Annotated in this window: 10 protein-coding genes, 2 tRNA genes and 1 pseudogene; 11 read left to right on the plus strand and 2 right to left on the minus strand. The window is 71.2% G+C overall.

The genetic code is table 11. The features are described 5' to 3' along the window. Positions 1-63: 63 nt before the first annotated feature. From OG210_RS14895 to OG210_RS14925, 7 genes and pseudogenes are all read left to right on the plus strand, one after another. A complete protein-coding gene (locus OG210_RS14895; RefSeq protein ID WP_371540300.1) occupies positions 64-1,110 on the plus strand; it encodes a bifunctional MaoC family dehydratase N-terminal/OB-fold nucleic acid binding domain-containing protein in 1,047 nt (348 codons plus the stop codon). Between the two features lies 1 nt (position 1,111). Further along, the gene (locus OG210_RS14900) at positions 1,112-2,164 is read left to right on the plus strand and encodes an acyl-CoA dehydrogenase family protein (RefSeq protein WP_371536946.1); all 1,053 of its coding nucleotides are present in this window, start codon (positions 1,112-1,114) and stop codon (positions 2,162-2,164) included. Then, a pseudogene (locus OG210_RS14905) lies at positions 2,161-2,541 on the plus strand (MaoC family dehydratase); the annotation flags it as partial. The gene OG210_RS14900 and the pseudogene OG210_RS14905, both read left to right, overlap by 4 nt. A gap of 170 nt (positions 2,542-2,711) precedes the next feature. Further along, positions 2,712-3,878, plus strand: a complete 1,167-nt coding sequence (locus OG210_RS14910) for a lipid-transfer protein (RefSeq protein WP_328328779.1) — start codon at positions 2,712-2,714, stop codon at positions 3,876-3,878. Positions 3,879-3,953: 75 nt separating this feature from the next. Next, complete coding sequence (locus OG210_RS14915; protein WP_371536950.1) at positions 3,954-5,042, plus strand: DUF1906 domain-containing protein; 1,089 nt, start codon at positions 3,954-3,956, stop codon at positions 5,040-5,042. 201 nt (positions 5,043-5,243) lie between these two features. After that, positions 5,244-5,780 (plus strand): SigE family RNA polymerase sigma factor, encoded by a 537-nt coding sequence (locus OG210_RS14920; RefSeq protein ID WP_328328775.1) that lies wholly within the window; start codon positions 5,244-5,246, stop codon positions 5,778-5,780. A 236-nt stretch (positions 5,781-6,016) separates the two neighbouring features. Next, positions 6,017-7,666 (plus strand): long-chain fatty acid--CoA ligase, encoded by a 1,650-nt coding sequence (locus OG210_RS14925; protein WP_328328773.1) that lies wholly within the window; start codon positions 6,017-6,019, stop codon positions 7,664-7,666. A gap of 186 nt (positions 7,667-7,852) precedes the next feature. Here the strand turns inward: OG210_RS14925 and OG210_RS14930 are convergent, their stop codons facing one another. Further along, the gene (locus OG210_RS14930) at positions 7,853-11,923 is read right to left on the minus strand and encodes a PAS domain-containing protein (protein ID WP_371536954.1); all 4,071 of its coding nucleotides are present in this window, start codon (positions 11,921-11,923) and stop codon (positions 7,853-7,855) included. A 166-nt stretch (positions 11,924-12,089) separates the two neighbouring features. Beyond that, positions 12,090-12,587: an SSI family serine proteinase inhibitor gene (locus OG210_RS14935; RefSeq protein WP_328328769.1), complete on the minus strand. Its 498-nt coding sequence runs from the start codon at positions 12,585-12,587 to the stop codon at positions 12,090-12,092. Between the two features lie 398 nt (positions 12,588-12,985). On the opposite strand from OG210_RS14935, the gene OG210_RS14940 reads away from it, so the two are divergent. The 4 genes from OG210_RS14940 to OG210_RS14955 all read left to right on the plus strand — a co-directional run bounded on the left by OG210_RS14940 (position 12,986) and on the right by OG210_RS14955 (position 15,469). Continuing rightward, a tRNA-Ser gene (locus tag OG210_RS14940) sits at positions 12,986-13,079 on the plus strand. 188 nt (positions 13,080-13,267) lie between these two features. Beyond that, positions 13,268-13,340: transfer RNA gene (locus tag OG210_RS14945), tRNA-Arg, on the plus strand. Positions 13,341-13,501: 161 nt separating this feature from the next. Then, positions 13,502-14,446, plus strand: a complete 945-nt coding sequence (locus OG210_RS14950) for a BRO family protein (protein ID WP_328328767.1) — start codon at positions 13,502-13,504, stop codon at positions 14,444-14,446. Between the two features lie 150 nt (positions 14,447-14,596). Next, entirely contained in the window at positions 14,597-15,469 is an 873-nt protein-coding gene (locus tag OG210_RS14955; RefSeq protein ID WP_371536959.1) for a DUF2797 domain-containing protein, read from the plus strand. Positions 15,470-15,590 lie beyond the last annotated feature (121 nt).

A 15,590-nucleotide genomic window follows, 5' to 3' on the forward strand; every position in this document is an offset into this window, starting at 1 on the left:
GGTGAGGTGGTGAGGGACGACGCGATCAGCGGTGGGGCGGCCAAAGGTGGGGCGGTCAGCGGTGTGGGGGCCAGTGGTGCGGCGGTTGGCGGTGAGGAGCCGGGCGCGAAGGATCTGCTGTACGAGCGCTTGAAGGTGTACGAGGGGCGCCCGGCTGCGACCTCGGGGGTGGGCAAGGACACGGTCAACGAGCCGATGATCAGGCACTGGTGCGAGGCGATGGGGGACGCGAACCCGGCCTATCCGGCTGTCGCGCCGCCGACGATGCTCCAGGCCTGGACGATGGGCGGGCTCTCGGGGCACACGGGCAGGACTGCCGCATACGACGAGCTGTTCGCTCTGCTGGACGGTGCGGGGTGCACGGCGGTCGTCGCGACCGACTGCGAGCAGGAGTATCTCCGGGATCTGCGGCCCGGTGACCGGATCACTTTCGACGCGGTGATCGAGTCGGTCTCCGAGCGCAAGAAGACCGCGCTGGGGACCGGTTATTTCGTCACCACGCGGATGGATGTGCGGGGCGAGGGCGAGCTGGTGGGGACGCACCGGTTCCGGATCCTCAAGTACGCACCCGGGGCGAGGGCGAAGACACCGGCAGCGGTCGCTACGGGGCCTGGCAGCAGAGCGGCTGCCGGGTCCGGCGGCGCAGCCCGTACTGAGCCCGGCAGCAAGGTCGTTACGGGCCCGCAGGCGGCCGGGGGCGGGCGGCCGGGGGCGAGGCGGCCGCGCCCGGTGGTCAACCGGGACAACGCCGGGTTCTGGGAGGGAGTGGCCCGGCACCAGCTGCTGATCCAGCGGTGCACCGCCTGTTCGGCGCTTCGGTTCCCCTGGCTGCCGGGCTGCAACGCGTGCGGATCGCCGGAGTGGGACACGGTCGCGGCGAGCGGGGCCGGGACGGTCTATTCGTATGTGGTCATGCACCATCCCGCCTTTCCGGCCTTCGACCCGCCCTATGCGGTGGGCCTGATCGAGCTGGCCGAGGGAGTGCGCATGGTGAGCAATGTGATCGGGGTGCCGTACGACAAGGTGCGGGTCGGTCTGCCGGTGAGCCTGGAGTTCCTCCGTGTCGACGAGGACCTGGAGCTTCCGGTGTTCAGGGGAGGCGGGGGCTGACATGGAGTTCACACCGACGGAGGAGCAGGAAGCCGCGCGGGACCTGGCCGCAAGCATCTTCGCGGACCTCTCCACGCATGAGCGGCTGACGGCGGCCGGCACGGGGACGGACGCCGGGTTGTGGAAGGCGCTGGGCGCGGCGGGGCTGGTGGCGGCGGCCGAGGAGACGGGGCTGCTCGGTCTGGTGCTGCTTCTGGAGGAGCAGGGCCGGACCACGGCCCAGGTCCCCTTCACCGCGACCTGTGTGTACGGGCTGCTGGCGGTGGCCACCCATGGCACGGCCGAGCAGCGCGGGAGACTGCTGCCCGCGCTGCGGGAGGGGACGGCGGTCGCGACGGGTGCGCTCCCGGCGCGGGGAGGGGTACGGGCCGATGCGGACGGGAGGCTGAGCGGGAGCGTTCCGTTCGTGCCGTGGCTGCGGGACGCCACTCTGGTGCTGGTCGCCGACCAGGACCTCGGGCTCTGGCTGGTACGGGTGGCGGACGCGCGGACGGAGCCGGTGGAGAGCACCGCGCCCTGGTCGGGAGGGCGGCTGACGCTGTCCGGGACACCGGCCGAGGCGCTGGGCGGCTCGGGGGCGTACCAGCAGGTGCTGGCCGTGGCGCGGATCGCGTTCGCGGGACTTCAGGCCGGTGTGTGCGTGGGTTCGCTCGCGCGCGCCGTCTCGTACACCTCGGAGCGTGAGCAGTTCGGGCGGCCGCTCTCCACCAACCAGGGGGTGCTGCTGCGGGCGGCGGACGCGTACATGGACACCGAGGCGATACGGGTCACGGCGTACGAGGCGGCCTGGCGGCACGACGAGGGGCTGTCGTTCGCCACCCATGCGCTCACCGCGGCGTGGTGGGCGTCGGAGGCGGGCAAGCGGGTCGTGCACGCGGGCCAGCATCTGCACGGCGGGCTGGGCTCCGACCTCGAACACCCCGTACACCGGCACTTTCTCTGGGGGCGGCAGCTCGACGCGTATCTGGGCTGCGGCAGCGAAGTGCTGGACGAGTTGGGCACGTTGCTCGTGGACGGCGATGCGGGAACCGCAGAGATGGAGGAGCCGGTATGAGAGTCGGCGATGAACTGGCGCCGTTGGAGATCCCGATCACCCGCACCCTGATCGTCGCGGGCGCCGTCGCCTCCCGCGACTACCAGGACGTGCACCACGATGCCGAGGCTGCCAGGGAGAAGGGCTCCCCGGACATCTTCATGAACATCCTGACGACCAATGGGCTGGTCGGCAGATTCATCACCGACCACTTCGGCCCCGGATACAGACTGCGCAAGGTCGCGATCCGGCTCGGGGCTCCCAACTATCCGGGAGACACGATGGTGTTGACGGGCAAGGTCACCGCGGTCGAGGGGGACGACGCGGAGGTCCGGATCGTGGGCACCAACGGGATGGGCCGCCATGTCACAGGGAGCGTGACGGTCACTGCTCCGGGCGCGGAGAGGGGGATGGGCGCGGAGGGGGGCGCGGATGCGGATGATGCCGTGCACACCGGCCCGGGCGCCGGCTCAGACACCCGCTGCTCGGACACTCGCCCCGGCTCAGACACCCGCGGCGCAGACACCCGCGCCTGCTCCGGTGCGGATTCCGGGAGCGGGTTGGCCGTATGAGCAGGGACAGGCGCGACTCGCTCGGCGGGAAGGCCGCCATCGCCGGGATCGGGGCGACCGAGTTCTCCAAGGACTCCGGGCGCAGCGAGCTCAAACTCGCTGTGGAAGCGGTCCACATGGCCCTCGACGACGCGGGGCTCACGCCCGCCGACGTGGACGGTCTGGTCACTTTCACCATGGACACCAGCCCCGAGATCACGGTCGCCCAGGCGGCCGGGATAGGGGAGCTCTCCTTCTTCTCCCGCATCCACTACGGAGGTGGCGCCGCCTGCGCCACGGTGCAGCAGGCCGCACTCGCCGTCGCTGCCGGAGTGGCCGATGTGGTCGTCTGCTACCGGGCGTTCAACGAGCGCTCCGGGCGGCGGTTCGGCTCGGGGGTCCAGCACAGGGAGCCGTCGGCCGAGGGGGCCGCGCTGGGCTGGGCGCTGCCGTTCGGGCTGCTCACACCGGCCTCCTGGGTGGCGATGGCCGCCCAGCGGTATCTGCACACGTACGGCCTGTCGTCCGAGGTGTTCGGCCATGTCGCGGTGACCGACCGCCGGTATGCGGCGCGCAACCCGGCGGCGTACTTCTACGAGAAGCCCATCACCCTCGCCGATCACGCCGCATCGCGGTGGATCGTGGAGCCGCTTCGGCTGCTCGACTGCTGCCAGGAGACCGACGGGGGACAGGCGATCGTCGTCACCAGCGCCGAGCGCGCCCGTGATCTGCGCCGTCCCCCGGCGGTGATCGTGGCCGCGGCGCAGGGAGCGGGCCGGGCACAGGAGCAGATGACCAGTTTCTACCGGGACGATCTCAGCGGGCTGCCCGAGATGAACGTGGTGGCCCGGCAGCTCTGGCAGAGCTCCGGGCTGCGGCCGTCGGACATCGACGTGGGCATCCTCTATGACCACTTCACTCCGTTCGTGCTGATGCAACTGGAGGAGTTCGGCTTCTGCAAGCCGGGTGAAGCAGCGGCCTTCGTCGCCGAGGACGCGCTTCCGCTGAACACCCATGGGGGCCAGCTGGGGGAGGCGTATCTGCACGGCATGAACGGCATAGCGGAAGCCGTACGGCAGGTGCGTGGCACATCGGTGAACCAGATACCCGGTGCGGTCACGGCCCTCGTCACCGCGGGTACCGGCGTACCCACATCCGGGCTCATCCTCGGCACGGACGGCTGACACTTCGGCGTGGGCATGGGGTGGTCCGGGCCGGCGGGCCGTTCACTGCGCCCTATGCAACGACAAAAGATGTTCTTGTCCCATCTTCTGGGCGCAGCTGTCCTCCTGGCGCTCGCGGCTCCGGCCGCAGACGCCGCACCGGACGTCACCACTCCCCTGCCGGGAACCCCGGCCAGTACAGCAACTGGCACGCAGACCGGCACGCAGACGGGTGCGCAGAGCGGTACCCAGTCGGGTGCGCAAACCGGTACCCAGCCGGGCGCCCGGACCAGTACGGGGACGGCTGCCCCGACCGGTACCCGGGGGGCCGGCCAGGCGCAGGCCGGGAAGACAGGTGCTGGCGAGGCGGGCGCCGGCAGCACAGGCGCCGGCAGGGCGGGCGCCGGCAGCACAGGCACCGGCAAGTCGGGCGCCGTAGCACCGGCGTCGGTTGCCGCCGCTGACACCGACCAGTTCGACGGCTGGGGGTTCGACACCTGCGTCACCCCGTCCCTCACGACCATGCGCGCCTGGAAGTCGTCCAAGTACCGGAGCATCGGCGTCTACTACGGCGGCCGGGGCCGGGGCTGCCCGAACCAGCCCGAGCTCAGCAAGAACTGGGTGTCCAGCGTGTACGGGATGGGCTGGAAGGTCCTGCCGGTGTTCGTCGGCTCGCAGTCGCCGTGTGTGGCGGCCGAGGCCAAACGGAAGGTCACGATGGGCGACGACCCGGTCGGCGAGGGAACGGACGAGGCGCAGGAAGCGGTCGAGCAGGCCCGAGCGCTCGGCATGGTGGAGGGCTCACCGCTCTATCTGGACATGGAGGCGTACGACCAGAACGACAGCGACTGCGCCGCCACCACCCTCTCCTTCATCCGCTCCTGGGACCGCGAGGTGGAGCGTCTCGGTTACGTCTCCGGCTTCTACAGCAGCGCGGACTCCGGGGTGGCGCAGCTCGGGGCGGAGCGCAGGGCGGGCACGTCGGACCTGCCATCGGTGATGTGGTTCGCCCGCTGGAACGACCAGCCGTCGGTGACCGGGGAGCCGTCCCTGCGGAGCCAGGACTGGTCGCCGCATCTGCGGATCCACCAGTACGCGGGCGATGTGACGGAGGAGCACGGCGGCCAGGAACTCAGCATCGACCGGAACCGGGTCGACGCCCCGGTGGCCCGTATCGCCGACTAGTGAACGTGCCGGACCGGACCGCCCTTTCCCGGCGCCCTCCCCGGAATCCTTGCCCGGTCCAGCACCGGAACCCCGAGGAGGGGAGGGCCGCCCTCCACCTTCAGGAGGTGGGGGTACCACCACTCCTACAACCTGAGGGGGATTCGCCTTCGGCACCTCTGGGCGATCTGTTCAAGGGGGTTCGGCTCCTAGCGTGGAGTTATGACCACGCCAGTCTGTACCAGCGCAGCGAAGGTGGCGACGCCGTACTCGTCGTTCGCCACCTACATGCGGGCCCGGGGGCCCGTTCTGCTGCGTACCGCCCGTTCGCTGACCGCCAATCCGAGTGATGCCGAGGACCTGCTCCAGACCGCGCTGACCAAGACCTACGTCGCATGGGAACGGATCGAGGACCATCGCGCCCTGGACGGCTATGTCCGGCGGGCGCTGGTGAATACCCGTACGTCGCAGTGGCGCAAGCGCAAGGTCGACGAGTTCGTCTGCGACGACCTGCCCGAGCCGGAGGCCGCGCCCGAGCCTGATGCGGCCGAGCAGCAGGCGCTGCGCGATGCGATGTGGCACGCGGTGATGAAGCTGCCCGACCGGCAGCGGGCCATGCTGGTGCTCCGCTACTACGAGGACCTCAGCGAGCAGCAGACCGCCGAGGTGCTGGGGGTCTCGGTCGGTACGGTCAAGAGCGCGGTCTCCCGCGCCCTCGGCAAGCTGCGCGAGGACCCGGAGCTGTCCCCCGCCCACTGAGCCCACCCGCCCGCAGGGCATGGCGGAGCCTCGCAGCCCCGGAGCAGTACTGGAGCACTCCAGGGGGGTAGTCCAGGGGCAGTACAGGGGCAGTACGGGGGGCAGTGCCAGGCAGGACGGGGCGGGAGGCGGCGGCGGATTTCCTGACGACGGGTAGTGACATACCGATTGGTATGTGCGCAGAATTGCGACACATTACCCATGCGTAGGCAACGCTGCCCCTCCAGGAGGACGCCGTGCTGAGCACGATGCAGGACGTACCGCTGACAGTGACCCGCATTCTCGTCCACGGAACGCTGGTGCACGGGGCCTCCCGGATCACCACCTGGACCGGCGACGCCGCAGCGCCGCAGCGCCGTACCTTCGCCGAGACCGGCGTACGCGCCGTGCAGCTCGCCAACGCGCTCCGCGACGAGCTGGGGATCGACGGGGACCAGCGGATTGCGACCCTCATGTGGAACAACGCCGAGCATGTCGAGGCGTACTTCGCCGTTCCCTCCATGGGCGCCGTTCTGCACACCCTCAACATCCGGCTCCCCGCCGAGCAGCTGATCTGGATCGTCAACCACGCGGCCGACCGCGTGATCATCGTCAATGGCTCCCTGCTGCCGCTGCTCGCCCCGCTGCTGCCGGACCTGCCGACCGTCGAGCACGTGGTGGTGAGCGGCCCCGGGGACCGCTCGCTGCTCGCCGGGACCTCGGCGACCGTGCACGAGTACGAGGAACTGATCGCGGGCCGCCCGACGCGGTTCGACTGGCCCGAAATCGACGAACGCCAGGCCGCCGCCCTCTGCTACACCTCGGGCACCACCGGCGAGCCCAAGGGAGTCGTCTACTCGCACCGTTCGGTCTTCCTGCACTCCATGCAGGTCAACTCGGCCCAGTCGATGGGGCTCACGGACCAGGACACGACGCTCGTGGTCGTGCCGCAGTTCCACGTGAACGCCTGGGGTCTGCCGCACGCGACCTTCATGTCGGGCATCAACATGCTCATGCCCGACCGTTTCCTGCAGCCCGCGCCGCTCGCCGAGATGATCGAGCAGGAGAAGCCGACGCACGCGGCGGCCGTGCCCACCATCTGGCAGGGGCTGCTGGCCGAAGTGACCGCCCATCCGCGGGACCTGAGCTCGATGAAGCGCGTCACCATCGGCGGCGCCGCCTGTCCGCCGGCGCTGATGGAGGCGTACGACAAGCTGGGCGTCCGGCTCTGCCACGCCTGGGGCATGACGGAGACCTCACCGCTGGGGACGACATCCAACCCGCCCGCCGGGCTGACCCCGGACGAGGAGTGGCCGTACCGCGTCACGCAGGGCCGCTTCCCTGTCGGCATCGAGGCACGCCTGGCCGGACCGGGCGGCGACATCCTGCCCTGGGACGGCGAGTCGGCCGGTGAGCTGGAGGTGCGCGGGCCGTGGATCGCCGGTGCGTACTACGGCGGCGCGGGCGGCGAGAACTTCCGGCCCGCCGACAAGTTCAGCGCCGACGGCTGGCTGAAAACCGGCGATGTCGGTGTCATCAGCCAGGACGGCTTCCTGACGCTCACCGACCGCGCCAAGGACGTGATCAAGTCCGGCGGAGAGTGGATTTCGAGCGTCGACCTGGAGAACGCGATCATGGCGCATCCGGCGGTCGCCGAGGCCGCTGTGGTTGCCGTCCCGGACGAGAAGTGGGGCGAACGGCCGCTCGCGACGGTCGTACTGAAGGAGGGCGAGAGCGTCGGGTACGAGGAGCTCAGGGCCTTCCTCGCGCGGTCCGTCGCCAAGTGGCAGCTGCCCGAGCGGTGGGCGATCGTACCGTCCGTGCCGAAGACGTCGGTCGGGAAGTTCGACAAGAAGGTGCTCAGGAAGCAGTACGCGGACGGCGAGTTGGACACGACCCACCTCTGACCCCCGTCGGCACCGAAGCCGAAGCCGAAGCCGAAGCCGAAGCCGACGCGGGCCCGGTCCAGGGTCGGCGCCGGTCCAGCCTGATCTGGTCCGGCCTGATCTGGTCCAGAGCGAGTCGGCTCGGATCAGGCTGATCCAGGACGACCTGGCTCAGATCAGGCTGGTTCAGAACGAGCCGGCTCCGTTTCAGTTGGTGCCGATCTTCGCCAGCAGGTCGACGATCCGGCCCTGAACCTCGGTGCTGGTGGAGCGTTCCGCGAGGAACAGCACGGTCTCGCCCGAGGCGAGCCCGGACAGTTCGGACGCGTCCATTCCGGCCGAGGTGTAGACGACCAGCGGGGTGCGGTTCAGCTGCCCGTTCGCGCGGAGCCAGTCGACGATCCCGGCGCGTCGGCGGCGTACCTGCATCAGGTCCATCACCACCAGGTTCGGCCGCATCTGGGAGGCCAGGGTGACGGCCTCCGCGTCCGTCCCGGCCCGGGCCACCTGCATCCCGCGCCGCTCCAGCGTCTCCGTCAGGGCGAGCGCGATCTCCTCGTGCTCCTCGATCAGCAGGACGCGCGGCGGGTGCTGCTCGGTGTCGCGCGGGGCCAGCGCCTTCAACAGGACGGCTGGATCGGCCCCGTAGGCCGCCTCCCGTGTCGCCTGCCCGAGTCCTGCCGTCACCAGTACGGGAACCTCGGCGGCCACCGCCGCCTGACGCAGTGACTGCAGCGCCTTACGGGTGATCGGCCCGGTCAGCGGGTCGACGAAGAGCGCTGCGGGGAACGCGGCGATCTGGGCGTCGACCTCTTCCCGGGAGTGCACGATCACCGGGCGGTAGCCGCGGTCGCTCAGGGCCTGCTGGGTGGAGACGTCGGGCGCGGGCCAGACGAGCAGTCGGCGCGGGTTGTCGAGCGGCTCGGGAGGCAGCTCGTCGTCGACGGGCTGCGGCTGCGGCCGGTTGGCCACCTCCACGGCGCCACCGGGACCGTCCAGCGGTTCGGGCCCCTCCGCCCCCTCGTCGGGGGCCCCTATGGCGTACGAACGGCCCTCCGACTGGGGCGAGAGACGCCGCTGAGTCTGCTGGGAGGCCTGAGTCTGCGGGGGAAGCGGGACCTGCTGTGACGTGGGAGCCGACGGGGACATCCGGCCCTGCTGGTTCACCCCGTGCTGGTTCGACCCGTGCTGATTCGACCCCGGCGGCGTGTGGCCCTGCGGGGAGTGGCTCGGTTGGGGTGCGCCCTGCTCGCCGGTCGCCTGCGGATGCGGCCGGGCCGCCGGTTCGGGGCGTTCGCCCTCCGGCGGGGCCGCGAGCTTGCGCCGTCGGCCGGAACCGAGCGAGTGGGGCTGGTTCTGCTGTGCCGCGATCTGTTCGGCGAACGGCACGCCCTGGCCGAGCGTTCGCACGCTTATGGCGCGTCCCTGCGCGCTGTCCGCGAGCAACGGCTCCTCGGCGGGCAGCGGCTGGGCCGCGGCCCCGTCGGCTGTGGGCCGCTCGGTGACGGAGGGCCAGCCCTCGGGCGACGCGTACAGCGTGCCGTCCTTCGGCTGCTCCTCGCTCGCCCCCGGATGGTGCAGCGACCCGACTGAGCCGACCGAACCGACCGAGCCGTCGGACGGCACCGGCGCCGCTTGCGGCTGCCCTTGCCCCTGTCCCCGGTCGGCGTCCGCGGGAGGAAGCGCGAACGGCGTACGCGGGCGCTCGGCCTCCGCGGCCGCTGAGGCCGAAGCGGTTGCGAGAGCCCGGCGTGCCCGGCGGCCGGGAGGCGGCGTCTGTCCTGCCGGTGTCTGTCCCGCCTGTGTCTGTCCTGCCGGTGTCTGTCCTGTCTGGGGCTGGCCCGGCTGGCCGTGTGCCGTGACCCCCGGCTGTGGTGCGGGTCCCAGGGCGGGGCGGGCGCTCTCGATCTCGCGCACGCCCTCCGCGCGCCGGGCACGCCGTCCGGTGGGCACCGGCGCATCCGCCGGTACACCCTGCGGCGGCACGGTCGCCCCGCGCTGCGGGTGCCCCGCACCGGGCGCGTTCGCCCGGGCGTTCTCGGCGGAGGTCACCACGGAGCCCTCTGTCGGCAGTCCTCCCGCGGGAGGTACCGCGCCCTCGGGACCCGCGGTTCCGCCGGACAGTTCCGTACGTCCGCGCCTGCGGCCCGACCCGCCGTCACCGGCGCCGTTCTCCTGCGCGGGAATCGCCGGACCGGGGCGGCCTGCACCGGGTCCGCCCGCAGGACCGGAAGCACTCGCGCCCGACCCATCCGTACGGGCAGCCCCCGCGGTGCCCCCCGAAGCAGAAGCCGACGGAGCCGACGGAGCCGACGGAGTAGATGAAGCCGACGACTGAGCAGGGATCGGTGCGGGAAGCGCCGCCGGAACAGCCCCGGAAACAGGCGCGGGAGCCGCACCAGGACCGGCTTCCCCCCGGCGCGCCCTGCGGCGCCCCGTGGGCGGCTCCGGCGCGCCGGCACCCGTGGCGTCCGCCGGGCTCGCGCCCCCGGCGCCGCCGGAGCCCTCCAGGAAGGCATCGGTGGACGAGCGCCTGCCCCGGCGCCGCCCGCCGCCCGATGTGGCGTTCGGCTGGTTCGTCGGGCCGGGCGCCGGACCGCCGGCCGCCTCCGACGCCGCGGCGGCCGGATCCACCGTCCCCGAACCGCCCCCGAGAGGCAGCTCCAGAACGTACGCACTGCCGGTCGTCCCCGGCACCTCATGGGTCTGGAGCACGCCACCGTGCGCCCGGACGATCCCGCGCACGATCGGTTCGTGCACGGGGTCGCCGCCCCCGAACGGCCCGCGCACCTCGATCCGTACGACCTTGCCGCGCTGCGCGGCGGCCACCACGATCGTCGAGTCCACATAGGCGCCGCCCGGGGCGACCCGTGCCTTGCCCGTGGCGTCGACGCCGGCCACATCGGCGATCAGATGCGCGAGAGCGGTCGCCAGCCGCCCCCCGTCGACCTCGGCCTCGATGGGCGGCGCGTGCACCGCGAACTGCACCCGGCCGGGGCCGATCAGCTCGACCGCGCCCTCCACACCCGCTGCCACCACGGTGTCGACCATGGCCTTCGTCCTGGTCAGCTCCTCCGTTCCGGCGGCGAGCCGCTGGAAGCCGAGCACGCTGTCGACGAGCGTGGTCATCCGCGCGTAACCGGCGGCCAGATGGTGCAGGATCTGGTTCGCCTCGGGCCACAGCTGACCGGCCGGGTCGGCGGCGAGCGTGCCCAGTTCGGCCCGCAGCTCCTCCAGCGGCCCGCGCAGGGCGTCGCCGAGCACCGCGGTCAGCTGCTGCTGCCGCTCTTCGAGCGCCTCGTACTGTTCCGTCCGCGCCGACAGCTCGGTCTCGTACTGTTCCGTCCGCGCCGAGAGTTCGGCCGCGTGCTGCTCGTCCCGGGCCGCGAGCTCTTCCGTGTGCCGTGCCTCGGCGGCGGCGTTCCGCTCGTCCTTGGCCCGGAGTTCGTCGGCGTGCTGCTTCGCCTGCTTCTCGTACGGGCGGCGGTCCGCGAAGGTCAGCACCGCGCCGACGAGCTGCTCGCCGTCCCGGACCGGCGCCGTGGTCAGGTCGACCGGCACCGGGCTGCCGTCCTTGGCCCACAGCACCTGTCCGCGCACCCGGTGCTTGCGCCCGGACCTGAGCGTGTCGGCGAGGGCGCTCTCGTCGTACGGGAAGGGCTCACCGTCGGCGCGGGAGTGCTGCACCAGCGGGTGCAGTTCCTTGCCGCCGAGGTCGCTCGCCCGGAAACCGAGGATCTGTGCGACGGAGGGGTTGACGAGCACGACGCGCCCGTCGGTGTCGGTCCCCACGACGCCCTCGGACGCCGCGCGCAGAATCATCTCGGTCTGCCGCTGCGAACGCGCCAGTTCGGCTTCGGTGTCGACGGCACCCGACAGGTCCCGTACGACGAGCATCAGCAGCTCGTCACCGGTGAATCCGCCGCTGTAGGTGTCGTAGGCCTCCCGGCCGTCCTCCAGACTCGCGCTGGTCACCTCGACGGGGAACTCCGCGCCGTCGGTGCGCCGCGCGAGCATCCGCGTCGGCTTGGTCCTGCCCTGCTCGTCCGCGCCTTCGGGCCGCCGCATCGAGCCCGGGATCAGCCGGGAGTCGAACTCCGGCAGCAGATCGAGCAGCCCACGGCCGACAAGCGCCGTGCCCGGCGTCTCGAAGGCTTCGAGGGCGATGGAGTTGGCGTTGACGACCGTTCCGTTGCAATTGACGAGCAACAGCCCGTCCGGGAGGGCGTCAAGTATGGCTGCGAGGCGAGCAGCGCCTCGGGATGGCCTGCTGCTCACGACGACGCTTCCTCCCTGAACTACTGCACCTTGCTGACAACCTGGCCCATCTTGCCCCTCGGGCCATGGCGTGTCACTGCTGGAAGTCTAAAGGCAGGCGCTCCGGACATCGGCGGATGAGGGGGAGCTCTCACCAAGGTTGTGTGGAAGAACGGCTGGGGCGGCCTCAGCCGACGGTGTGCGGAAGGACGGGTTCGAGGGCGTCCCAGCGGGAGATCTCGCACCCATTGGTACGCCGGAACGTCGCGTCGACGGTCTGCCCCCGCCAGACCCCGGTGATGTGCGCGGTGGCCGGACCGCCGTACTGCATCGTGCACATCATGGTGCTGGGAACGGGCGCGAACGGCGCCCGCCGGTCGGCCGCGAGCTGGTCCAGCCGGTCGCAGGCCTGCTGCGGCGAGGCGTGCGTCCCCCCGGCGGGGGCGCAGACCAGGCGGTGCGTGCCGTCGGCGCCGGGGATGCCGGAATCGGCGACGGTGATGGTGAGCCGGTCACGGACCCAAGGATTGGGAAGCCGGTGGCCGGGCTGCGCCACGGGGGCGGGGAGCGGGGTGGCGGCAGGGACGGCGGTCGCGACAGGGCCGGCGGGGGCGGCGGTCGCGGCGGGGGCGGCGGCCAGCGCGGAAAGACAGGCGACGGCGGTGAGAGCGAGGCGGCGAAGCATGACGTGACTCCTCATGACAGAACTCCTCGGCAGAACGGATCAGCCGACCCGGGGCACCGACAGATCGGGACATCAGCAGATCCGGGACGACATCAGCAGATCCGGACATCCATCGATCCGGTTCCATGGATACGGATCGGCAGACAGGGATCGGCAGACAGGGATCGGCTGACAGGGATCGGCAGACGCGGGTCAGCGGATACGGGTCAGCGGTACGGCTCAGGGGCGGTGCCCCTGCCTCCCTAACGCTCCTGAGCGCCGGGCGTTGCGCGACACGAACGACTTTGCTCTGCCACCCCACGGCCTAGTACCGTGGGGCGCGATTGGTGACGGCCCGCAAGGCTGTGTCATCATCTGCACGCACCACTTCGCGCTCGCGCGACTGTGTTCGGTGTGCTGGAGGCGTCGCCTAGTCCGGTCTATGGCGCCGCACTGCTAATGCGGTTTGGGTTTTACGGCCCATCGAGGGTTCAAATCCCTCCGCCTCCGCCAGTTGGATCACTGAAGCCCCGTCCACGATGGACGGGGCTTCAGTCGTCCCACGGCGGTGCCCGCAGGGGCGCAGGAGGGTGTGTCTTCGCAGCTCAGCGGGGATGCGGCCAATGGATTTCACCTGACGCCGCAGGTCATGTAATGTTGTTCTCGCAACGCCGACGGGGAAGAAAAGCCCGGAACGCCAAGCACTCGTAGCTTAACGGATAGAGCATCTGACTACGGATCAGAAGGTTGCAGGTTCGAATCCTGCCGAGTGCACACACTGAGGAAGCCCCCTGGAGATCATCCAGGGGGCTTTTTCGTGTGGTCCGCCAGTGCTGCGGAGTCTGGGAATCCTGTCGCCTATCGAGTGAACTTCCCTTCTTTCGGGGGGAGTTGCATATGCCTGCGGCTACGTTCCGGGGCGGAGGTGGTGCTCGATGCGCGAGCAGGACACGCCGGAGGACGAGCCGGTGGCCTACGGTCGGGACGCGGTCGACGTCAGCGACTTCGTGTACGCGGCGACGGGCGCGCGGGTGCGGCGGTTGACGCTGCCCGACGGGGCGCACTGGTTTCCGGCGGTGGATGTCGCAAGGAATCTTGGGTACGCCAACACCCGGCAGGCTCTGCTGTGGCATGTCTCCCCGGACTGCCGGCAGAGCCTCGGCGATCTTGCGAGAGGTGTCTACGGGTCAGACGCTTCGCGCAGGATTGCTGGTCACGGCCTCAAGAGATCCATGAAGATGGTGACGCTCGCCGGGCTCGTCCAACTCGTCAACGGCTGTACGAAGCACGAGTGCGCGCCCTTCAGGAGATGGGTGGCCGACGTGGTGGCCACGGTGCAGCGTGAGGGTGCGTACGAACTCGTACCGGCCCCCGTCCAGCCCGACGGTCCGCGCACCGCCTATGTCATGCCGGAGGAGATCGTCGACGCGATCGTGCGGCTGGAGGAGCGGAGTATCCGGGCTGAGGAGGCGTGTGAGGCCAGGGAGGCGGAGCGGCATCTGCTCCTGCGCGAGGCCAATCGGGGGCAGGATCTGCTGACCCAGGCCTTTCACCGGATCGCCGATTCGCTGGACCGGCTCGCCGAGCGGGGGCAGCCGGGCGGATCCGCGGCTCCCGCGTCGGCCGGCACGCCTCAGGAGCTGCTCGCGTGCTGGCAGGACAGAAATCTGGTCATCACCGAGGACGTCCGTACGGTCGCGGCCGTGCTGGCGCCCGGTCTCGTCGAGGGCGCTGCTCGCTGCAGTGCGGAGGAGATCGCCACGCGTACCGGCCTGTCCCCCGCCCGGGTTCAGGACTGTGTCCGGCATCTGCTGCGGCGCGGATGCATACGGCAGTCGGGGTGCGCTCCGGACGGTTCGCCGGTCTACGTCCTCGTGTGAGACGTGCGAGTGAGGTGTGCGAGCCGCCTCCGTCATGGGCCCGGGGGCCACTGTCAGTGGTGGGTGTCATGCTGCGAGTGACGCGGATTCGCCGTCCGCGTGCGGGCTGATCAAGGACGCGGGCTGATCAAGGAAGGGGGGTGCGGAGCCATGTGGCGTTCCGGTGGGCTGCGGTGGGGGGACGAGGGCCCCCGGCTCGTGTGGGAGGGGCGGGCGCGGGCCAGTCCGCTGGTGTACGGGACCGGTGTCGGCTTCCGGGTCGAGGAGGCGGGGGAGCGTACGTGCGTGGGGGCGCGGGGCCATGCCTGTCCGGTGCGGGCTCAGGTGCCGGGGCGCGGTACGCAGGCGCGCTGCGGGGAGTGCTCCCGGCTCGACAGGGCGCACTCGGTGGCGGCCGACACGATCGCCGACGACCCCCGGGTCTACCGCGTCTACCTCGCCTGGTTCGGGGCCGGGATGGTCAAGGTGGGGATCACGGCGGAGGAGCGCGGTCCGGCGCGGCTGAGAGAGCAGGGGGCGGTGGCTTTCAGCTGGCTGGGGCGGGGGCCGTTGATGGCGGCACGGCGGACCGAGGAGCTGTTGCGTACGGCGCTGGGTGTGCCGGACCGGATTCCGTACGCGGACAAGCGGGCGGTGCGGGCCCGGCTGCCCGGACGGGAGGAGCGTGCGGCCGAGGTACGTGAGGTGCACGCCCAGGCTGTCGCGCTGGCCGGGTGGCCGGATTCGCTGGAGCGGCTGGTGTGCGAAGTGGCCGATCACAGGGAGGTGTTCGGGCTGGCGGGACTCGGTGACCCCGCGGGGGTGGTGAGCGAGCTGGTGGCGGGCGGGGCCGTCGCCGGGCGACTGGTGGCTGCCGCAGGGCCTGATCTGCATCTCGCCGGGGGCGACGGTGCGGTGATCGTCCTCGATACGCGGCTGATGGCCGGCTGGGGGCTGACGGGCGCGGAGCCCGGTGCGGGGGTGACCGTGCCGGTGCGGGTGACCCCGGCGGAACCGGAGGTGGAGCAGCCTGGGTTGTTCTGAGAGCGGGGTAGCGGTGAAGTGGGGTGGGGACGTTGGGTGGTGCGGCCTGATCTTGGGTGGGGTTATGCGGTGGCCTGGGCTGGGCCGGCGTGTGCTGGGGCTCGCTCGGATTGGCCTGGCC

The organism is Streptomyces sp. NBC_00466 (assembly GCF_041433995.1).
Taxonomy (GTDB): domain Bacteria; phylum Actinomycetota; class Actinomycetes; order Streptomycetales; family Streptomycetaceae; genus Streptomyces.